The sequence below is a fragment of the Arthrobacter sp. Y3223166 genome (genome assembly GCF_059090935.1).
The window spans coordinates 16,750-35,394 of sequence record NZ_JBNHGE010000011.1 but is presented as its reverse complement, the minus strand read 5'-3'; the positions used below and the strand labels follow the sequence as shown (position 1 = coordinate 35,394).

The 18,645-nt window shown below is 66.2% G+C and carries 16 protein-coding genes and 2 tRNA genes; 5 read left to right on the top strand and 13 right to left on the bottom strand.

The window, feature by feature from the left end; genetic code table 11:
• The first annotated feature begins 25 nt into the window (after window positions 1–25).
• Complete coding sequence (gene pknB / locus AC5RUH_RS07490) at window positions 26–1,948, top strand: Stk1 family PASTA domain-containing Ser/Thr kinase (RefSeq protein ID WP_494024917.1); 1,923 nt, start codon at window positions 26–28, stop codon at window positions 1,946–1,948.
• A gap of 58 nt (window positions 1,949–2,006) precedes the next feature.
• Here the strand turns inward: pknB and AC5RUH_RS07485 are convergent, their stop codons facing one another.
• Complete coding sequence (locus AC5RUH_RS07485) at window positions 2,007–2,651, bottom strand: anthranilate synthase component II (RefSeq protein ID WP_494074744.1); 645 nt, start codon at window positions 2,649–2,651, stop codon at window positions 2,007–2,009.
• A 271-nt stretch (window positions 2,652–2,922) separates the two neighbouring features.
• On the opposite strand from AC5RUH_RS07485, the gene AC5RUH_RS07480 reads away from it, so the two are divergent.
• Both AC5RUH_RS07480 and AC5RUH_RS07475 read left to right on the top strand, forming a co-directional pair.
• Window positions 2,923–3,174, top strand: a complete 252-nt coding sequence (locus tag AC5RUH_RS07480) for a cell division protein CrgA (protein ID WP_494001213.1) — start codon at window positions 2,923–2,925, stop codon at window positions 3,172–3,174.
• Between the two features lie 6 nt (window positions 3,175–3,180).
• Window positions 3,181–4,173, top strand: a complete 993-nt coding sequence (locus AC5RUH_RS07475) for a magnesium and cobalt transport protein CorA (protein WP_494001212.1) — start codon at window positions 3,181–3,183, stop codon at window positions 4,171–4,173.
• 84 nt (window positions 4,174–4,257) lie between these two features.
• On the opposite strand, the gene AC5RUH_RS07470 is transcribed toward AC5RUH_RS07475, so the two are convergent.
• From AC5RUH_RS07470 to AC5RUH_RS07460, 3 genes are all read right to left on the bottom strand, one after another.
• Window positions 4,258–5,433: an NAD(P)-dependent malic enzyme gene (locus AC5RUH_RS07470; RefSeq protein ID WP_494013426.1), complete on the bottom strand. Its 1,176-nt coding sequence runs from the start codon at window positions 5,431–5,433 to the stop codon at window positions 4,258–4,260.
• A gap of 745 nt (window positions 5,434–6,178) precedes the next feature.
• Entirely contained in the window at window positions 6,179–6,856 is a 678-nt protein-coding gene (locus tag AC5RUH_RS07465) for a rhomboid family intramembrane serine protease (RefSeq protein WP_494128263.1), read from the bottom strand.
• Window positions 6,857–7,096: 240 nt separating this feature from the next.
• Window positions 7,097–7,639, bottom strand: coding sequence for a peptidylprolyl isomerase (locus tag AC5RUH_RS07460; RefSeq protein WP_494001209.1), 543 nt, complete (start codon window positions 7,637–7,639; stop codon window positions 7,097–7,099).
• A 119-nt stretch (window positions 7,640–7,758) separates the two neighbouring features.
• On the opposite strand from AC5RUH_RS07460, the gene AC5RUH_RS07455 reads away from it, so the two are divergent.
• Together AC5RUH_RS07455 and AC5RUH_RS07450 are read left to right on the top strand one after the other, a co-directional pair.
• A complete protein-coding gene (locus AC5RUH_RS07455) occupies window positions 7,759–8,772 on the top strand; it encodes a hypothetical protein (protein WP_494013429.1) in 1,014 nt (337 codons plus the stop codon).
• Window positions 8,773–8,896: 124 nt separating this feature from the next.
• Window positions 8,897–9,736 (top strand): glycosyltransferase family 2 protein, encoded by an 840-nt coding sequence (locus tag AC5RUH_RS07450; RefSeq protein WP_494001207.1) that lies wholly within the window; start codon window positions 8,897–8,899, stop codon window positions 9,734–9,736.
• Between the two features lie 3 nt (window positions 9,737–9,739).
• On the opposite strand, the gene AC5RUH_RS07445 is transcribed toward AC5RUH_RS07450, so the two are convergent.
• From AC5RUH_RS07445 to recF, 9 genes are all read right to left on the bottom strand, one after another.
• The gene (locus AC5RUH_RS07445) at window positions 9,740–10,645 is read right to left on the bottom strand and encodes a DMT family transporter (RefSeq protein WP_494074742.1); all 906 of its coding nucleotides are present in this window, start codon (window positions 10,643–10,645) and stop codon (window positions 9,740–9,742) included.
• A 133-nt stretch (window positions 10,646–10,778) separates the two neighbouring features.
• Window positions 10,779–10,851, bottom strand: a tRNA-Ala gene (locus tag AC5RUH_RS07440).
• A 37-nt stretch (window positions 10,852–10,888) separates the two neighbouring features.
• Window positions 10,889–11,005, bottom strand: a complete 117-nt coding sequence (locus AC5RUH_RS07435; RefSeq protein WP_493978246.1) for a DLW-39 family protein — start codon at window positions 11,003–11,005, stop codon at window positions 10,889–10,891.
• Between the two features lie 35 nt (window positions 11,006–11,040).
• Window positions 11,041–11,114, bottom strand: a tRNA-Ile gene (locus AC5RUH_RS07430).
• 60 nt (window positions 11,115–11,174) lie between these two features.
• Window positions 11,175–11,738: a DUF3566 domain-containing protein gene (locus AC5RUH_RS07425; protein WP_493978245.1), complete on the bottom strand. Its 564-nt coding sequence runs from the start codon at window positions 11,736–11,738 to the stop codon at window positions 11,175–11,177.
• Complete coding sequence (gene gyrA / locus AC5RUH_RS07420; protein ID WP_494074741.1) at window positions 11,735–14,410, bottom strand: DNA gyrase subunit A; 2,676 nt, start codon at window positions 14,408–14,410, stop codon at window positions 11,735–11,737. Before gyrA ends, AC5RUH_RS07425 begins: the two co-directional genes overlap by 4 nt.
• Before the next feature lie 74 nt (window positions 14,411–14,484).
• Window positions 14,485–16,509, bottom strand: coding sequence for a DNA topoisomerase (ATP-hydrolyzing) subunit B (gene gyrB, locus AC5RUH_RS07415; protein ID WP_494013768.1), 2,025 nt, complete (start codon window positions 16,507–16,509; stop codon window positions 14,485–14,487).
• 315 nt (window positions 16,510–16,824) lie between these two features.
• Complete coding sequence (locus AC5RUH_RS07410) at window positions 16,825–17,463, bottom strand: DciA family protein (RefSeq protein ID WP_494076890.1); 639 nt, start codon at window positions 17,461–17,463, stop codon at window positions 16,825–16,827.
• Window positions 17,444–18,640, bottom strand: a complete 1,197-nt coding sequence (recF, locus tag AC5RUH_RS07405) for a DNA replication/repair protein RecF (protein ID WP_494076891.1) — start codon at window positions 18,638–18,640, stop codon at window positions 17,444–17,446. Before recF ends, AC5RUH_RS07410 begins: the two co-directional genes overlap by 20 nt.
• Between the last annotated feature and the right edge of the window lie 5 nt (window positions 18,641–18,645).

Here is an 18,645-nt window from a genome sequence, read left to right as displayed (position 1 = left end):
CGGCCTGATGGAAGGACGACAACCAGTGGACTCGCCGCACATCCTGGCTGGCCGCTACGAGGTGGGGGAACTCATCGGACGCGGCGGGATGGCCGATGTGCTGCTGGGCCGTGACATCCGCCTGGGCCGCTCGGTGGCGGTCAAGCAGCTGCGGACCGACCTGGCCCGCGACCCGATGCTCCAGTCCCGGTTTCGGCGCGAAGCCCAGGCGGTGGCCGGGCTGAACCACCCGGCAATCGTTGCCGTGTACGACACGGGGGACATGGATCTTCCCGGCGCGGCGGAGCACGACGTCAAGGTCCCGTTCATCGTGATGGAGTACGTCCGGGGCCGGACGCTGCGTGAATTCATCAAGGGCCGCGAGCTGGGCATCGAGGACTCGGTCCGCTATGCCCTCGGCGTCCTGGCCGCGCTCGAATACAGCCACCGCTCGGGCATTGTGCACCGCGACATCAAGCCGGCCAACGTCATGGTCACGCCCGAGGGCAACGTGAAGGTGATGGACTTCGGCATCGCGCGTGCGCTGGCCGATTCGGCCGCCACGATGACGCAGACCCAGGCGGTTCTGGGGACCGCACAGTACCTTTCCCCGGAGCAGGCCCGGGGTGAAGCCGTGGACGCGCGCAGCGACTTGTACTCGGCCGCCTGCCTGCTCTACGAAATGCTTGCCGGTCGTCCGCCCTTCATCGGTGACAGCCCGGTGTCCGTGGCCTACCAGCACGTCCGCGAACTCCCCGAACCGGCGAGCCGCTTCAACCCGGACGTTACGCCTGCCTTGGATTCCGTACTGGAACATGCGCTGCAAAAAGACAAGGCGGACCGGTTCCAGACGGCCGCTGCCTTCGCGGACGCGCTGCGTGCGGCGCTGGGCGGGACGCCGCACCAGGCGGCCGGGCCGGCGACGGAAGCGTTTCCCGCACTGGCTCCCGCCACCGAACTAATCACCCAGCCGGCCCACGCCGTGGCCGGGGAAACTCCTGACCTGTCCCACACCGCCTACTCGCCTGATGACGACGCCGGGCCGGAAACGGCCTCCTACGACCGCGGGCAGCTTCCCACCGCCTTGGCCGTGGGCAGTGAAGACGACATCGAACCCGAGCGCCGGGCCAAGCGCCGGGCATGGATCGTCACGCTGATCATTGCCTTGCTGCTGGTCCTGGTGGGCGGAGGCTACTACGTCTACAACATGCTGGTGCAGAACGCCGTCCCGGATACGGTTGCCGTTCCGGCTGTGGCGGGGATGGACCAGAACGCCGCCACCAACGCCATCTGGGCAGCGGATCTCAAGCCACGGGTTGAACAGGAGTTCAGCGACGACGTCGAGGCGGGCATGGCAACCCGAACCGATCCGGACGTCGGAGAACAGCTGGAACCGGGCAGCCAGGTCGTGGTCTACATCTCCGAGGGTAGCGAATTTGCTACCATTCCCAAGGACCTGGCCGGCCGCACCGAGGCGGAGGTCCGGGACAAGCTCCGGAATCTGGGCCTGGAACCGGGGGAAAACGTCCCGGCGAACAGTGCCTCCATGCCGCGCGGGAATGTGGTGACCACCAAGCCCGCCCCCGGCGAGAAGGTCAAGACCGGTTCCACGGTGGACCTGGTCATCTCGAACGGCATGGTGCGCGTTCCGGCCCTGATGAACAAAACTGTTGAAGAAGCCGGCACGATGCTGGAAGACGCGGCCGTTGCCCTGCCCTACCGGGTACAAGAGGTCGACAACGAGGTGGTCGCACCCGGCACCGTCGTCGGCCAGAGCGTTAAAGCGGGAACGGACGTCGAACAGGGGACTGAGATAGTCCTGACCGTTGCGGTTGCACCGCCGCCCCCCGAGCCCTCCGAAACGCCTGCGCCCGACCCGGATGAGGGCTCCGACAGAGGCAACAACTCCGGCAACGGGAACGGCCGCGGCAACGGGAACGGCCGGGGCAACGGGAACAGCGACGACTGACAGCATCCGTGGCAGCCTGGTCCCCGCGACCGGTCGCGCAGTCCCGCCCCGGAGCGGTTCAGTGGGTAATGAGCGGGCTGAGCGTGGCGGCGCGTTCGGCCGTTCCCTCCGCGCCGAGCGACTCCAGCCAGTTACCGAGCATCAGGTAGCCGCCTTCGGTCAGCACCGATTCGGGATGGAACTGCACGCCCCACAGCGGCGCGCTCCGATGGGCCAGCCCCATCACGACTCCGCTGTCGGTCTCCGCGGTGATTTCGAGTTCGGCAGGGATGGTGCTGCGCACGGCCGCCAGCGAGTGGTAGCGGGTGGCCGTGAACGGGTTCGGAACGCCCAGGAAGGCGTTCTGGTCGCCGTGGGTCACGTGCGAGGTCTTCCCGTGCATCAATTCGGGGGCATGGGTGACGGTGGCGCCATAGGCCTCGGCCAACGCCTGGTGGCCCAGGCACACGCCGAACATCGGCTTTGCTTCCCGGCCGCACCAACGGATCAGCTCGACGCAGATGCCCGCCTCGGCAGGCGTTCCCGGGCCGGGGGAGACCAAGACCCCGTCGCGGACTCCGGCCAGTTCAACCGCTTCCTCGAGGGTGACGTCATCGTTGCGCACCACAGTCGTTTCCGCGCCGAGTTCCTGAAGGTAGCCGACCAGGGTGTAGACGAAGCTGTCATAGTTGTCGATGACGAGGATGCGCGGAGTCTTGCTCATGTGACAGTCGTGCCAATCGTGGAGTTGTTCCGGGACGGGGGACTGCGGGAGCCGGCCGGCACTCCGTCGGGGGAACGGGAGCCAAGGCGGCAACAGCAGCACTCACACTATGATCGGTCCCCCGCGGTGATCCCGGCAAATGCGCGGCGGCGAACGTCACATACATTGGCTAGACTAAACAGCTAGACGGTCGGCGGCGGCGGCGGACTCGCGTGAAGATCGCGGCCCCGGCCTGCCAGTGCCAACCACCCCTTGATGCCCCGGAGGATCTGTGCCCGAGTCGAAGCGCCGCAAGAGGACCGAACGGCGTCCCGAGGAATTGACCGCCAAAGGCAATAAGCCCAACCCCGTGTGGTTCAAACCGGTCATGTTCGGCCTCATGATCATCGGCCTGCTGTGGATCATCGTTTTCTACATCACGCAGGGAGCGTGGCCGCTGCCGGCAGCAGGGTCCTGGAACATCATGATCGGGTTCGGCATCGCCATCGCGGGCTTCCTGATGACGACCAGGTGGCGCTCGTAGGCAGTCATGCTGGTTGATAACGGCATCTACGTCGACGGCGTCCGTGCCGCCACGCCCGAAACCCTGGAGCAGACGTTCAGCGAGCTGCACCGGTACTCGGGCATGGCGTGGATAGGGCTCTACCGGCCGAGCGAGCCGGAGCTGGCCGCCGTGGCAGCGGAGTTCGATCTTCACCACCTGGCCGTGGAGGACGCCTTGCGCGGCCATCAGCGGGCCAAGCTGGAACAGTACGGCCGCACGCTGTTCACCGTCCTCCGGCCCGCGCGCTACATCGACGAAACGGAGAAGGTGGAGTTCGGCGAACTGCACGTCTTCATGGGGCGGGACTTCCTGATCACCGTCAGGCACGCGGAGTCGCCGGATCTGGCCCACGTGCGGCAGCGTATGGAGTCCGTGCCCGACCTGCTGGCGACGGGACCGCAGGCGGCGCTCTACGCGGTCCTGGACCAGGTCGTCGACGAGTACGAACCCGTGGTGCTCGGCCTGGAGAACGACATCGACGAGATCGAAGACCAGCTCTTCGGCGGCGATCCCGACGTTTCCCGACGGATCTACGAGCTGCTGCGCGAAGTCATCGAGTTCCAGCGTGCCCTGCACCCGCTGGAGGGGATGATCGCCGTCCTCGAACGAGGCACCAAAAACCCTGACCTGGACCTTGAGGTGGCCCGCGGCCTGCGCGACGTCGAGGACCATGTCATCCGGCTGAACGAGCGCGTCGACGCCTTCCGTGCCGTCCTGCAGAACGCCCTGAGCCTCAGCTCCACCCTGCAGGCCCAGAAACTCACCGAAACCAGTGTTGCCCAGAACGAACAGGTCAAGCGCATCTCGTCATGGGCGGCCATACTCTTCGCCCCGACTTTGGTGGCCGCCGTCTACGGGATGAACTTCACGGTGATGCCGGAACTGGACTGGGCGTTCGGCTACCCGATGTCGCTGGTTCTGATGTTCCTGACGGCCCTCGGGCTTTACTGGTTCTTCAGGCGCAACCGATGGCTCTAAAGCCCGCCTGACCGGGCAGGTGCGCCGGAAGCCCGCTCCCGGGATACGGGGACGGGCCCCGGCAGGGCGGCTGCCAGGGTAGGCTCAGCCGGCGTCTGCGGCGGCCATCACGGCAGCGGTAACGGCCGGGGCCACCCGGGGGTCCAGCGGGCTGGGGATGATGTAATCGGCCGCGAGGTCTTCCCCAACGATTCCCGCGATTGCCTCGGCCGCGGCAACCTTCATGGCCGGGGTGATGCGGCGGGCACCCGCGTCCAGTGCGCCGCGGAAGATGCCCGGGAAAGCCAGGACGTTGTTGATCTGGTTGGGGAAATCGCTGCGGCCGGTGGCCACAACCTTCGCGAACTTCGCGGCGGTCTCCGGGTGTACTTCCGGATCCGGGTTGGACAGCGCGAAGATGATGGCGTCGTCGGACATCTTCTCCAGGGTCTCTTCCGGGATCGTGCCGGAGGAGACCCCGATCAGCACGTCTGCCCCGTCGAGCGCCTGCGCGCTGCCGCCGGTGACTCCGCGCGGGTTTGTGCGGGCAGCATAGGAGGCCTTGACCTCGGTCAAATCGCCGCGGTCGCCGTGGATGATGCCGCGCGAATCCAGCAGGATCACGTCGGCAACGCCGGCGGCCAGGAGGATTTCGGCGACGGCGATGCCCGCCGCACCCGCGCCCGAAATAACCACCTTGAGCGACGCCAGCTCGCGGTTGACCACCTGGGCGGCATTGGTCAGCGCCGCAAGGGCTACCACGGCGGTGCCGTGCTGGTCGTCGTGCATGACCGGCATGTCCAGGGCCTCAATGAGGCGGGCTTCGAGCTCGAAGCAGCGTGGCGCCGAAATGTCTTCAAGGTTGACGGCGCCGAAGCTCGACCGCAGCCGCACCAGGGTCTCAATGATCTCGTCAACGTCGGTGGTCTCGAGTACCAGCGGGATGGAGTCCAGTCCGGCAAACTGCTTGAAGAGGGCAGCCTTCCCCTCCATCACCGGCAGTGACGCAGCCGCCCCGATGTTGCCCAACCCCAGCACCGCGGTGCCGTCGGAGACCACTGCCACCAGCCGGGAGGCCCACGTGTACTTCCCGGCCATTTCCGGGTCGGCGTTGATGGCGCGGCTGACTTGGGCCACACCCGGCGTGTAGGCGATGGAGAGATCGCGCTTGGTGTCCAACGGTGCGGTGAGGCCAATCTGCAGCTTGCCGCCCTCATGGGCGCTGAAGATCTCCTCGCGGGTGAGGTCGATTCGTGTGGAGTTGCCGGTTTCGGTAGTCACGTAGATTCCTTCTGTTGTTCCTTCCCTTCACGGGAGGGAGCTTGGATGGCCCGGCCTGCGACAGGCCGGTAGGAAGCAGATCCTCCGAGAGGCCGCAGCCGGCCGTTCACAAGGCATGGGGCGCGGCGCATTCGATCCGACTATCGCCTGGGTCCGGGACGGCCGCGTGGGCCCCGTGGCTGGTCGAGCGAGGGGACCGGATTTCAAGGCTACCTGAAGGCCGGTTTGCAGGGTCTGCATATGTCTTCGGCCGGACGAATGTTTCGCCTTTTCCACTGTAGTGCTCGGCTAATTGCAGGGGCTGCAGGCTTAGTTGTCCACGTTTTCACAGTTGTAGACCGAACTTATCCACAGACGTGCATAACTTTGGGGATTACTTCCGTCCACCTCTTCTGTCCCCTGCCATCACGTTATCCACAGCTGTGGAATTACATGTGTGTAACTTATCCTCACTGTGCATAACTCCTGTGGATAACATCCTTTCACCTCAGGGAGCGCGGCGGAACTTTCCACAGCCAGCCCACAGGATGGGGAAAGCAGGTTGGGGAAAACGCGCAGTTGCACGGCACGCGCGCCGGAGGGAGTGAGAGGGGCCCGTCGGGCACAGCGTGCGCCTACAGCCAGCCCCCGGGCGGGACTGCCCGGAGATTGTCGGTCCGGCAAACGGGACCACACAGGAAAGGCGGGCAGGAACCGCGTCCTCCAGGACACTTTTCCTGCCCGCCTTGGCGGAAGCCGGCCGGGGTTACGTCATCGCCGTCAGGGCAGTGACCGCCACCAGCACCAGGAGTATGGCAGCCAGCCCGGTGAACTGGACAACGCTTCGATTCTTTCCCTTCGGCGCGTAGGCCAGCACCACAGCGGACAAGGCACCAACCAGCAGTCCGCCCAAGTGCGCCTGCCAGGCAATGCCGGAGACCACGAATCCGAGCACCGCGTTGATGCCGATCAGCACCAACAGCGATCTGACCTCGCCGCCGCGTTGCCGCTGCACGATGAACAGTGCGCCGAAGAGGCCGAAAATGGCCCCCGAGGCGCCGACCACGGGAATGTTGGGAGCGGAGAGCAGGAGTACGCCGACCGAGCCGCCGAAGCCGGAAAGCAGGTACAGCGCAAGGAACCTCAGCCGCCCCAACAGGGGCTCCAGGTGCCGGCCCAGGATCCACAAGGCGTAGAGGTTGAAGGCAATGTGCAGGAGGAAATTCGGCGAATGCAGAAAAGCCGAGGTGATCATCCGCCACGGTTCCGGCGCGTAGAACGGATTTGGAAGGGTGTAGACCGGCGCGTACAGGAACCTTTCGGTGAAGCCGGGAACGACCCACTGCAGCAGATAGGCAAGGGCGCAGATGCCGATCAGTGTCAGCGTGACCACGGGACGGCCGACCGCGGCCACCCCGCCATAGACGGTACGGACAGTCGGCATGCTGCGCGCCGCTTCGTTGACGCAGTCGACGCACTGAACGCCAACCGACGCCGTGCGCTGGCATTCCGGACAGGCCGGGCGTCCGCAACGCTGGCAGCGCACGTAGGAGACGCGGTCCGGATGCCGCGGGCAGACGGGGACATCGGTCTGCGGCGGTTCGGCCGGCATTCCGTAGGACATGGAGGCGCTCCTGCTGGGAAAAGGTCCCCGCCCGGGTTCCGGGCGGGGACATTAGGCAACTTAGAGCTGCTCGACCGTGATGTTCTTGATGACCACGTCTTCCAGCGGCTTGTCCCGCTGGTCGGTAGCCACCGCGTTGAGGGAATCGACGACGGCGCGCGAAGCTTCGTCCGTGACGTCGCCGAAGATCGTGTGCTTGCCCTGCAGCCAGGTGGTGGGAACGGTAGTGATGAAGAACTGCGAGCCGTTGGTGCCGCGGCCCCCCTGGATGCCGGCGTTGGCCATGGCCAGCTTGTAGGGCTCGTTAAAGTTCAGGTCGGGGTTGATTTCGTCGTCGAACTGGTAGCCCGGGCCGCCGATGCCCTGGCCCAGCGGATCGCCGCCCTGGAGCATGAAGTCCTTAATGATGCGGTGGAAGATGACGCCGTCGTAGAGCGGAGCGTTCGTCTCTTCGCCGGTCTGCGGGTGCTTCCAGGTGATCTCGCCGGTGGCCAGCCCGATGAAATTCTTCACGGTTTTCGGGGCGTGGTTGCCGAACAGGTTCACCACGATGTCGCCGTGGTTGGTGTGGATAGTGGCCTTAGCTGTAGCAATAGCAGTCATGGCACCATTCTTCCACGGCGATTCCCCTGGGTTCCCGCCGGCGGCCGGTTCCGCGATGAGTGAAAATCCCGCGCGTTTCATCGCCGGCATAGCCGTCTGCAAGTGCAGGAAGTAGGCTGATGAACGACCGTCACCATTTCCGGGAGGTAGTAGTGAAGAAGACCAAACGAATAGCTCACGACGCAGAAGGCAATGTTTTTGTCCTCGTGGGAACAGCCAAGGACTGGGCCTCTCCCAAGATGGCAGCCGCGCGGAACTGGGCCGTCCCGCGGATCGAAAAGAGCATTGAGACCGCTTCACCGCGCATCCAGGGGGGGCTGCAGAAGGCCGCCAAGGATCTTTCCCACTCCGTAGTAACTGTGACGCCGAGGATCCAGGAGGGATTGGACAGCCTGGCCCCGAAGATTTCCCACGTTGTGGATGAGGCTGCTCCGCGCATCCAGGAGACCTTGGACCGGGCGGCCCCCGCCATCACACATGCCCGGGACAAAGTAGTCGACGAGTACATCCCGACCGTCTCAGCACGGCTCGCCGCTACCGCAGACCAGGTCGCGAAGACGCTGGACAAGACCGCGCTGCCCGTTTCGGTGCAGGCCGCCGTCGTCAAGGCGGGCGGATCCAAGCGCGCCCTCAAGAAAGCCCAAAAGGCAGCCGCCGGGCATGCCAGGAAGGCTGCCAAGGAGCTGAAAAACCAGCAGAAGTCCGGGGGCGGCAAGGGTTGGCTGATCGTGGGCATCCTCGCGGCCGCGGCAACGGCGGGAGTGGCCGCATGGCGGGCTGCCCGGCCGGTCGAAGATCCGTGGAAGACGCCGGTCCAGCCGACGAGTGCGACTCCGGCACCGGGTCAGGTTTCCACCACCACCAGTCCGTCGAGCTCGAGCTCCGCCTCGACTTCCACAACTTCCACCTCGACAGGTACCGCCGGGGCTGCCGAAACCGCAACAGCCAAACACGCTGCAGCCCCGGCCACCTCGGATGCCGCAGCGGGTACCTCTGTCTCCGATAAGGGTTCCGAGGCCGCGGCAGCCACGGCCAAGACGACCGGCAACGGCCCCACCCGCTCCGCGCGGGCGGCCGGCCAGAAGGCTGCGGAAGCTGCCGACGCTGCCGCCGAGAAGGACACCAAGAAGTAGTTTCCTTCAGCACACGCCGTAATGGGAGCTCCCCGAAGGGGAGCTCCCATTGTTCTCTCCCGTCCCATCCCCTTCACGACCCGCTTCCCGGACTCCCGGCAAGCCTGCTGGTAGATTTCATGCCGTGAGAAGTGCTGCGCCCAGCGTGTCGATCGTCATCCCGGCCTTCAATGAAGAGTCGGTTATCCGCCAATGCGTCTACGCCGCGGTGTGCCAGTCCGTGGCACCCTGGGAAATCATCGTCGTGGACAACAAATCGACCGACGGGACAGCCGACCTGGTCCGGGCCATGCAGGCCGAATACCCCGATGTTCCCCTGATCCTGCTCGAGCAGGATGCGGAGCAAGGCCTGATCCCCACGCGCAACTTCGGCCTGGACCATGCCACCGGAGAAGTCCTGGGCAGGATCGACGCTGATTCCGTCCTGGAGCCCGACTGGGTTGAGCGCGTGCAAGCGGCTTTCGCCGACCCGGAAGTGATGGCGTGCACCGGTCCGGTGCTGTACTACGACATGCCGCTGCGGCGCTTCGGCCTCCAGGCCGACGACCGCCTGCGCCGCTTCGTCCTGAAACTGGCCAAGAAGCAGTACCACTTCCTCTTCGGATCCAACATGGCCATCCGCCGCGGAGCCTGGGACATTATCCGCAACGAGGTTTGCCGTGATGAGGCGGACGAGATGCACGAGGACATCGATATCTCCGTTCATCTGGCCGACCACGCGCTCAGGATCCAATACGTGCCGGAAATGATCAGCGGCATGTCGGCCCGGAGGCTGGAAGATTCGCCCAAGGACTACCGGTACTACGTCACGCGCTTCGAGCGCACCTACAACGTCCACAAGATCGACCGCCGCATGGCGCGGGTGCCGATGCTGATCTTCATGAGCGTCTACTACCCCGCAAAGCTGCTGCGCCGGGTCCACCAGGCCCGCACGCAGGTCCGCGTGACGCGCGGCGGGCTGTAGCCGTTAGTCCCTCCCGGGTCCGCTGGCTTCCGGCACCGGGTTGCGTCCCTGCACCTTCGACCTGTTCTGGGAAAGCACGACGGCGGCCAGGCCCGCCAGGATCAGTGCCAGGCCCGCGTAGGTGCCCCACGGAAGGGTCTCGCCGAGGAACAGGGCCGCCAGGGCGGCGGCTCCGGGGATTTCCAGCAGGATGATCATTGAAACCACCAGCGGACTCAGGACAGCCAGCAGGTGGTTCAGCACCGAGTGGCCCAGCAACTGGGCCACCACGGTCACGGCCAGGATCCCGGCCCAGGCTTGGGGCGGGAACCCGGCGAGCGGCTGTCCGAAAGCCAACGCCATAGCCAGCAGGATGAGTGCGCACAATCCGTAACAGATGGTGGTGTACGGTCCCGTGGACAGCCGGCGCCGTACCCGGCCGCCGGCCATCGTATACACCCCGGCCATGGCCCCGCCGACCAGGCCGAGCAGGTCGCCCAGCAGTGCCTCTCTGGAGAGCCGCAGGTCGAACCCGGAGATCACCAGTACGCCGGCGAACGCGAGCCCGACACCGCACAAGATCAGCCGGGACGCCTTGATGCCGCGCAGCCGGTTGAACAGGACGATCCAGGCCGACTGCAGGCAGACCAAAGCAGTCGCCGCCGCCACCGAGGTCAGCTGCAACGCGGTGATGAAACAGGCAAAGTGGAGCGCCAATGCGACGGCCGCCACCGCGCTGAAGCCGATGTCCGACGTCGTCAGCTTCCGGAACTCCTGGCGCCGGCCGATCGCCGCGGGTACTCCCATCACGACGGCGCCGATGATGTTCCGCCAGAATGCGATGGCCAGGGCGGGGGCGGCAGTGGCAGCCATGATGGGACCGGACGCGGAGATGCCGAGCACAGCCAGTGTGGCCAGGAAAATGATCACACCTTCAGCCTAGGGGTGAACCCTGCCAACCCCATCCCGCCGCGGCCGCGGGGGGCGAACGCAGCGGGGGAGCAGCAGTGGGGCGCGAACGCAGCGAGGCCCCGATCCGTAGATCGGGGCCTCGCGTTTCCGGTGGAGGCAAGGGGACTCGAACCCCTAACCCCCTGCTTGCAAAGCAGGTGCGCTACCAATTGCGCCATGCCCCCGGAGGGTCCGGCCGGTCGAACCGGCCGATGCTTTGAGTCACTCGACCTTGTCGGTCGCGCGGCTCCAAGCGGATTTCTCCGCTTCGGATTCCTGCCACTTCTTGTACACGAAGACACCCGCGGCCGCGGCTGCCATCAGCAGCAACTTCTTCACGGTGTCCTCCCGACATCGGTGGGATCAGTCATCCGTGGGCGTACCAGGACTTGAACCTGGGACCTCTTCGTTATCAGCGAAGCGCTCTAACCGCCTGAGCTATACGCCCCCTGCCCTTGCGGGCCGAGATACGACTTTACAGTACGCCGGGCCGGAACTTCAAATCCGCTCAGTCGTCCGTCAGCGTGACCCCGATGCCGCCGACCAGCGTCGCCGAGATGTTGTAAAGCACCGCGGACAGCATGGCCAGTGCGGTCAGCAGGACCACGTTCACGACGGCGATGATGGTGGCGAAGGACGCTACCTGTCCCAGCGAGGCGTAGGACCGCAGGTCGAATCCGCCGCCCTCGGTACCCGCGACTTCCGTCAGCAGCCCGTTGACCCGGTCAAAGATGCCCGTGATGTCCAGCGTCGTCCACAGGACGATGGAGGCCACCACGGTGACGATGCCGAGGGCGACGGAGAGCAGGAAGGCCATCTTCAGCACCGACCACGGGTCGACCTTGCTGACCAGCAGGCGGGCACGGCGGACCTTGGCCTTCGGAGCCGGGCGCACGAGTCCTGGACGGGCGGGCTGGCCGGCCGGGCGCTGGGCGCCGTTGGCCGGACGCTGTCCGCTGTTCGCCGGGCGCTGGGCCGGGCGTGCAGGCGTGCCGCCGCTGCGAGTGGTAGCCCGGGGCGCGTTGGCCGGCTGCGGGCGCGTGCCCGGCCGTGGCGTTTTAGGTGTACTCACTCGTTACCTCCGATTTCCGGCGCCGTCGTTTCGGCTGCGGACTGCGTCATGTCTGCGTCCAACGGTACTTCATCGGTTGCCTGCTGCGCAGATTCGGCGCCGGTTGTGCCACCGGTTTCGGGACCCTGGGGCGTGTCCGGCGTGTCGGTGTCTTCCTCGTCCGCGGCCAGGCCTCGTTCGGAGTTCCTGGCGACGGCGATGATGCGGTCCTTCTTGTCCGGCTTGGCGAAGATGACGCCCATGGTGTCGCGGCCCCTGACGGGGACACCGGCGACGGAGGAGCGGACCACCTTGCCGCTTTCCATCACCACCAGCACCTCGTCTTCCTCCTGCACAATGAGTGCGCCGACCAGGTGCCCGCGTTCTTCCTGGTACTTGCCCACCTTGATGCCCAGGCCGCCGCGCCCCTGGACCCGGTATTCGTCGGCCTTGGTCCGCTTGGCGTAACCGCCGGCGGTCACGATGAAGACGTAGGAGTCCTCGCGCAGCACGCCGGCGACCAGCAGTTCGTCGTCCTCACGGAACTTCATGCCGGTCACACCGGACGTGGCGCGTCCCATCGGCCGCAGTGCCTCGTCCGTCGCGGTGAAGCGCAGGGACTGGCCGCGCCGGGAGACCAGCATCATGTCGTCGGTCTCAGCGACCAGCCGCGCCGAAACGAGCTCGTCGCCGTCGCGCAGGTTGATCGCGATGACGCCGGCGGAACGGTTCGTGTCGTAGTCCTCCAGCCGGGTCTTCTTGATCAGGCCGCGTTTGGTGGCCAACACCAGGTAGGGGGCCTGCTGGTAGTCCTTCAGGTCCATGACCTGGGCAATGTGCTCGTCCGGCTGGAAGGCCAGCAGGTTCGCCACGTGCTGGCCCTTGGCGTCGCGGCCGCCTTCGGCCAGCTCGTACGTCTTGGCCCGGTACACCCGGCCCAGGTTGGTGAAGAACAGCAGCCAGTGGTGCGTCGTGGTGACGAAGAAGTGCTCGACCACGTCGTCGCCGCGGAGCTGGGCGCCGCGTACTCCCTTGCCGCCTCGCTGCTGGGACCGGTAGTTGTCGCTGCGGGTGCGCTTGACGTATCCGCCGCGGGTGATGGTCACCACCATCTCCTCTTCGGGGATGAGGTCTTCCATGCTCATGTCCCCGCCGTAGCCCATCATGATCTGGGTCCGGCGGTCGTCACCGTACTTGCCGGTGATCTCGGCGAGTTCCTCGCTGACGATGCTGCGCTGGGCTTCTTCGGACGCGAGGATGCGGTTGAACTCCTGGATCATCCGCTCAAGCTCGGCGTGGCGGTCCTGGATCTTCTGCCGTTCCAAGGCGGCCAGCCGGCGCAACTGCATGTTCAGGATGGCCGAGGCCTGGTCCGTGTCGATGTCCAGCAACTGCATCAGGCCGTCGCGGGCTTCTTCCGTGGTGGACGAGGCGCGGATCAGGGCGATGACTTCATCGAGCGCATCCAGGGCCTTGAGCAGGCCACGCAGGATATGCGCTTCTTCCTCGGCCTTGCGCAGCCTGAAGCGGGTGCGCCGGACGATGACTTCCAGCTGGTGGGTGACCCAGTGGCGGATAAAGGCGTCGAGGGTCAGGGTGCGGGGCACGCCGTCGACGATCGCGAGCATGTTGGCCGCGAAGTTCTCCTGCAGCGAGGTGTGCTTGTAGAGGTTGTTCAGCACCACCTTGGCCACGGCGTCGCGCTTGAGCACGATGACCAGGCGCTGTCCCGTGCGGCCGGAGGTCTCGTCGCGCAGGTCGGCGATGCCGGCCACCCTGCCTTCCTTGGCCAGCTCGGCGATCTTCATGGCCAGGTTGTCCGGGTTCGCCTGGTATGGAAGTTCCGTGACCACCAGGCAGGTCCGGCCCTGGATTTCCTCCACGTTGACCACGGCGCGCATGGTGATGGAGCCGCGGCCGGTGCGGTAGGCGTCCTCGATGCCCTTGTGGCCCAGGATCTGAGCGCCGGTGGGGAAGTCGGGCCCCTTGATCCGCTGGATCAGCGCTTCGAGGAGTTCTTCACGGCTGGCGGTGGGATTGTCCAGGTACCACTGGACCCCGTCGGCCACTTCGCGCAGGTTGTGCGGCGGGATGTTGGTGGCCATGCCGACGGCGATGCCAGAGGAACCGTTGACCAGCAGGTTCGGGAAGCGGGCCGGCAGGACGGTCGGTTCCTGGTTCTTGCCGTCGTAGTTGTCCTGGAAATCGACGGTGTCCTCGTCGATGTCGCGGACCATTTCCAGCGCCAGCGGCGCCATCTTGGTTTCCGTGTACCGGGGGGCGGCCGCGCCGTCGTTGCCGGGCGAGCCGAAGTTGCCCTGCCCCAGCGCCAGCGGGTAGCGCATGGTCCAGTCCTGGATCAGGCGGACCAGGGCATCGTAGATGGCCATGTCGCCGTGCGGGTGGTACTGGCCCATGACCTCGCCCACCACGCGGGCGCACTTGTTGAAGGATCGCTCGGGGCGGTAACCGCCGTCGAACATCGCGTACAGCACCCGCCGGTGCACCGGCTTGAGGCCGTCGCGGACGTCCGGCAGGGCGCGCCCGACGATGACCGCCATGGCATAGTCCAGGTAGGACCGCTGCATTTCGGTCTGGAGGTCGACCTGCTCCACCCGGTCGGTCAGGATTTCGCCCTCGATCGGCTCATCGCCGGTGCCTGCGGGCAGGTCGGGCGTCTCTTCGTCGCTCATCGTTTAAGTTTCCTTTGCGTCAAAACCTTGGTGCGGCCCGGTCAGCGGCCGGCGGCCGGCCGGCTGCGGCGGGGCTAAATGTCGAGGAAGCGGACATCCTTGGCGTTCTGCTGGATGAAGGTGCGCCGGGATTCGACGTCTTCGCCCATCAGGATCGAGAAGGTCTGGTCCGCGGCGGCGGCATCCTCCATCGTCACCTGCAGCAGTGTCCGGTGGTCGGGGTCCATGGTGGTGTCCCACAGCTCCGTGTAGTCCATTTCACCGAGGCCCTTGTACCGCTGGATGCCGTTTTCCTTGGGCAGCCGCTGGTTGTTCGCCAGGCCGCGGCGGACGGTCTCGTCCCGCTCACGGTCGCTGAAGACATAATCGTGGGGGTGGTTGGACCATTTGATCCGGTAGAGCGGCGGCTGCGCCAGGTAGACGTAACCGTTCTCGATCAGCGGGCGCATGTAGCGGAACAGCAGGGTCAGGAGCAGCGTGGTGATGTGCTGGCCGTCCACATCGGCGTCGGCCATCAGCACGATCTTGTGGTACCGGGCCTTCTCCACGTCGAAGTCCTCGCCGATGCCGGCGCCGAACGCGGTGATCATGGCCTGGACCTCGGCGTTACCCAGCGCGCGGTCCAGCCGGGCCCGCTCCACGTTCAGGATCTTGCCCCGCAGCGGCAGGATGGCCTGGGTCTCCGGGTTCCGGCCGCGGACGGCCGAACCGCCCGCGGAGTCGCCCTCCACGATGTAGATTTCCGACTTGGATGGGTCGCGGGACGAGCAGTCCTTGAGCTTGCCCGGCATGCCGCCGGATTCGAGCAACCCCTTGCGCCGGGTGGATTCGCGCGCTTTCCGGGCGGCCAGCCGGGCCTGCGAGGCTTGGATCGACTTGCGGATCACGTCGCGGGCGGGTCCGGGATTGCGCTCCAGCCAGTCACCGAGTTCGTCCGTGACCACACGCTGCACAAAGCCCTTGGCCTCGGAGTTGCCCAGCTTGGTCTTGGTCTGGCCCTCGAACTGGGGCTCGCCCAGCTTCATGGAGATGACGGCAGTGAGGCCCTCGCGGATGTCGTCGCCGGTGAGGTTTTCTTCCTTCTCCTTGATCAGGTTTTTCTCGCGCGCGTAGCGGTTGATCAACGAGGTCATCGCGGCGCGGAAGCCTTCTTCGTGCGTGCCGCCTTCGTGCGTGTTGATGGTGTTCGCGTAGGTGTGGACGCTCTCCGAGTAGGAGGTGGTCCACTGCATCGCGACTTCCACCGAGAGCTTGCGCTCCGTGTCCTCGGTCTCGAACGCGATGACCTCGGGGTGGATGACCTCCACCTTCTTGGAGGAGTTCAGGTGCGTGACGTAGTCCAGCAGGCCGTTGTCGTACTTGTAGACCACCTGGCGGTGTTCCGCGGTGGTCTCGACCTCGGTGCCGGGCGTCGTGTCCAGGTCCACGTCCTCGGCGTCCGGTGCGTGGACTTCCGGACGGCGCTCATCGGTCAGGACAATTTTGAGGCCCTTGTTCAAGAAGGCCATCTGCTGGAAGCGGGCGCGCAGCGTCTCGAAGTCGAATTCCGTGGATTCGAAAATCTCGGGGTCCGCCCAGAAGGTCTGCGAGGTCCCGGTCTCGGTGGTCTCCTCGCCGCGGCGCAGGTCGCCCACCGGGAGGCCACCGTTGGCGAACGACTGGTGCCACACGTAGCCCTGCCGGCGGATCTCGGTCTCCACCCGCGCGGACAGCGCGTTGACCACCGAGATGCCTACGCCGTGCAGGCCGCCGGAGACCGCGTAACCACCGCCGCCAAACTTGCCGCCTGCGTGCAGGATGGTCATCACGACCTGTACGGTCGGTTTGCCCTCGGTTGGGTGCATGTCCACGGGAATGCCGCGGCCGTTGTCCACCACCCGGACGCCGCCGTCGGCCAGCAGCGTGACGTTGATGGTGTCGCAGTAGCCGGCCAGCGCTTCGTCGACGGAGTTGTCCACCACCTCGTACACGAGGTGGTGCAGCCCGCGCGGACCGGTGGAACCGATGTACATGCCCGGGCGCTTGCGGACGGCTTCCAGGCCTTCAAGGACGGTGATGTCGCTGGCGTCGTAGTGCTTGCCGTCGTTGCCCTCTGTCATTTGGGGTTCTGCGCCGGTGTTTTCCAGCTCATTGTCCTCTGCCACAGTTGCCGTTGACTCCTTGTGTTCCGTCCGGGGGACTCGTGTGTCGGCGCCCTTCCGGATAGAGGACGGGCGCCGCCTAGTCAATTCTACCGTGTCAGGGCGGTGAATCCTGCACGAACATGGCTCTATGCGGCACGGAAACCGGGTTTTGACGCCGCCGCCGGGTGCCCGATGGGACCGTGTATGTCCGCGGACGTCTCCAGCGTCCTACACGCCGTCTAAGCGAGCCGGTGCCGGCTGCTTCCGACCGGCCTCCCGCGAGGGGCGAAATCAGCCGTAGGTGTCCCGCGGTCCGCGGCCGCTCACGGACCTCTTGCCCTTGCGCCAATTGGGCGCTGCCGGCGCCAGCACCTGGATTTTAGTCACGACGCCGGGGCCTAGCTTTTCGTCGAACCGCTTCAGCAGGGCGCTGCTGAGCAATCGCAGCTGCGTGGCCCAAGCCGTTGAGTCGCAGCGGACCTGCACCGTGGTTTCCTCGAAGCTCTCCGGACGGCAGTGGGCAGCGATGTCCGCGCCGACCAATTCATCCCACCGCGAAATGACCGAGCCGACGGCCACCGGGGAGTTCCAGCCGCGTTCTGCGACGAACCGGTCGAACACGCGCCCCAAGCCCTGGGGGTCGCGGCCGAAATCCTGCGGGCCGGCGGACGGCCGCGCCCCCCGGGATGCGCGGCGGCGGCTGTTGGCCCTCGTGCGCACGTCGCCGCGGGCCGCCGCTGCAAGGCGCACCCGGTTCAGGACGGCTTTCGCGGCGTCCAGGTCTTCGACAGCTCCTTCGTCACGGGACGGCTCCGCTCCCGCCGGTCCCGCGGGCGGGGGAGGCACCGCCGGATCGGGCAGGCCCGGCCGCCGTCCCGCAGGCGCTGCCGGCTCCTGCGGCCGGGCCCGGTCAGGCGGTTTCCTGGCCATTGGCCACGCCTCCCGGCACTACCATGAACTGTTCCCCCGCCAACGCGTCGGGGATGTCTTCGGCCACCGCGGCTGTGACGATCACCTGCTCCGCGCCGGCCACGATGCCCGCGAGTTTTGACCGGCGCTGGTTGTCCAGTTCGGCGAAGACATCGTCCAGGATCAGGACGGGAGTCGCGCCGGGCGTAGCGTCGTCGTCGCAGAAGACGTAGTACGAGGCCAGCCGGAGGGCCAACGCCAGAGACCAGGTTTCGCCGTGCGAGGCGTAGCCCTTGGCCGGTGCCTGTCCCAGCAGCAGCTCCAACTCATCGCGATGCGGCCCCACCAGCGAGATGCCCCGCTCCGTTTCCCGCTTGCGCTGCTGTTTGAAGGCGGCAAGGTAGAGTTCCGCCAGTTCGGCCGTTCCCAGGCTTGCCAGCGGGGGAAGGCCCGCCCCGCCGTCGTTCTCCACCTCGCCGTCATCCGACAGCTGGCTGTGGATGGTGGAGCGGTAGACGGCGGCCGCATGTTTGGAGCCATCGGTAAGGGCGGCGTACGCCGCGTCCAGGTGCGGCTGCAGCAGGTCCACCAGTTCCAGCCGGGCCTTCAGCAGGGCGGCCCCTGCCTGTGCCATGTGCTGGTCCCACACCTCCAAGGTAGCTTCATGGGCGGCGGTAAACCGTCCGCTGGCGCGCGCCGATTTGAGCAGGGCATTGCGCTGTTTGAGGACGCGTTCAAAATCGCTGCGGGTGGCCGCATGGTGCGGGACCAAACTGGCCAGCAGCTCATCGAGGAAGCGGCGCCGGTTGGACGGGTCGCCTTTGACCAGCGCGAGGTCTTCGGGGGCGAAGAGCACCGTGCGCAGGTGCCCGAGGATTTCCCGCGCGCGCACAGGGTTGGCGCGGTTAATCCGGGCCCGGTTGGCCTTGCCCGGGGTGATTTCCAGTTCCAGCGAGGTGCTGCGCCCGCCCCGGTCCACCCGTGCCCGCACCAACGAACGCGGTTGGTCGAAGCGGATGAGGGGTGCGTCATTGCTGACCCGGTGCGACGAGAGCGACGCGAGGTAGCCGATGGCCTCGACGATGTTGGTCTTGCCGACCCCGTTGGCTCCGACAAACACCGTAATGCCGGGCTTCAGGGCGATGTCGAGCTGCGGGTAGGTGCGGAAATCGGTCAGGGACAGGTATTCAACAAACAATGCGT

What these genes read in the sequence shown, in the direction of transcription:
- AC5RUH_RS07485 (WP_494074744.1), bottom strand. Translation starts at nt 2,651, where the DNA reads ATGAGCAAGACTCCGCGCATCCTCGTCATCGACAACTATGACAGCTTC.
- AC5RUH_RS07475 (WP_494001212.1), top strand. Translation starts at nt 3,181, where the DNA reads ATGCTGGTTGATAACGGCATCTACGTCGACGGCGTCCGTGCCGCCACG.
- AC5RUH_RS07465 (WP_494128263.1), bottom strand. Translation starts at nt 6,856, where the DNA reads ATGCCGACTGTCCGTACCGTCTATGGCGGGGTGGCCGCGGTCGGCCGT.
- AC5RUH_RS07460 (WP_494001209.1), bottom strand. Translation starts at nt 7,639, where the DNA reads ATGACTGCTATTGCTACAGCTAAGGCCACTATCCACACCAACCACGGC.
- AC5RUH_RS07455 (WP_494013429.1), top strand. Translation starts at nt 7,759, where the DNA reads ATGAACGACCGTCACCATTTCCGGGAGGTAGTAGTGAAGAAGACCAAA.
- gyrA (WP_494074741.1), bottom strand. Translation starts at nt 14,410, where the DNA reads ATGAGCGACGAAGAGACGCCCGACCTGCCCGCAGGCACCGGCGATGAG.
- gyrB (WP_494013768.1), bottom strand. Translation starts at nt 16,509, where the DNA reads ATGACAGAGGGCAACGACGGCAAGCACTACGACGCCAGCGACATCACC.
- AC5RUH_RS07410 (WP_494076890.1), bottom strand. Translation starts at nt 17,463, where the DNA reads ATGGCCAGGAAACCGCCTGACCGGGCCCGGCCGCAGGAGCCGGCAGCG.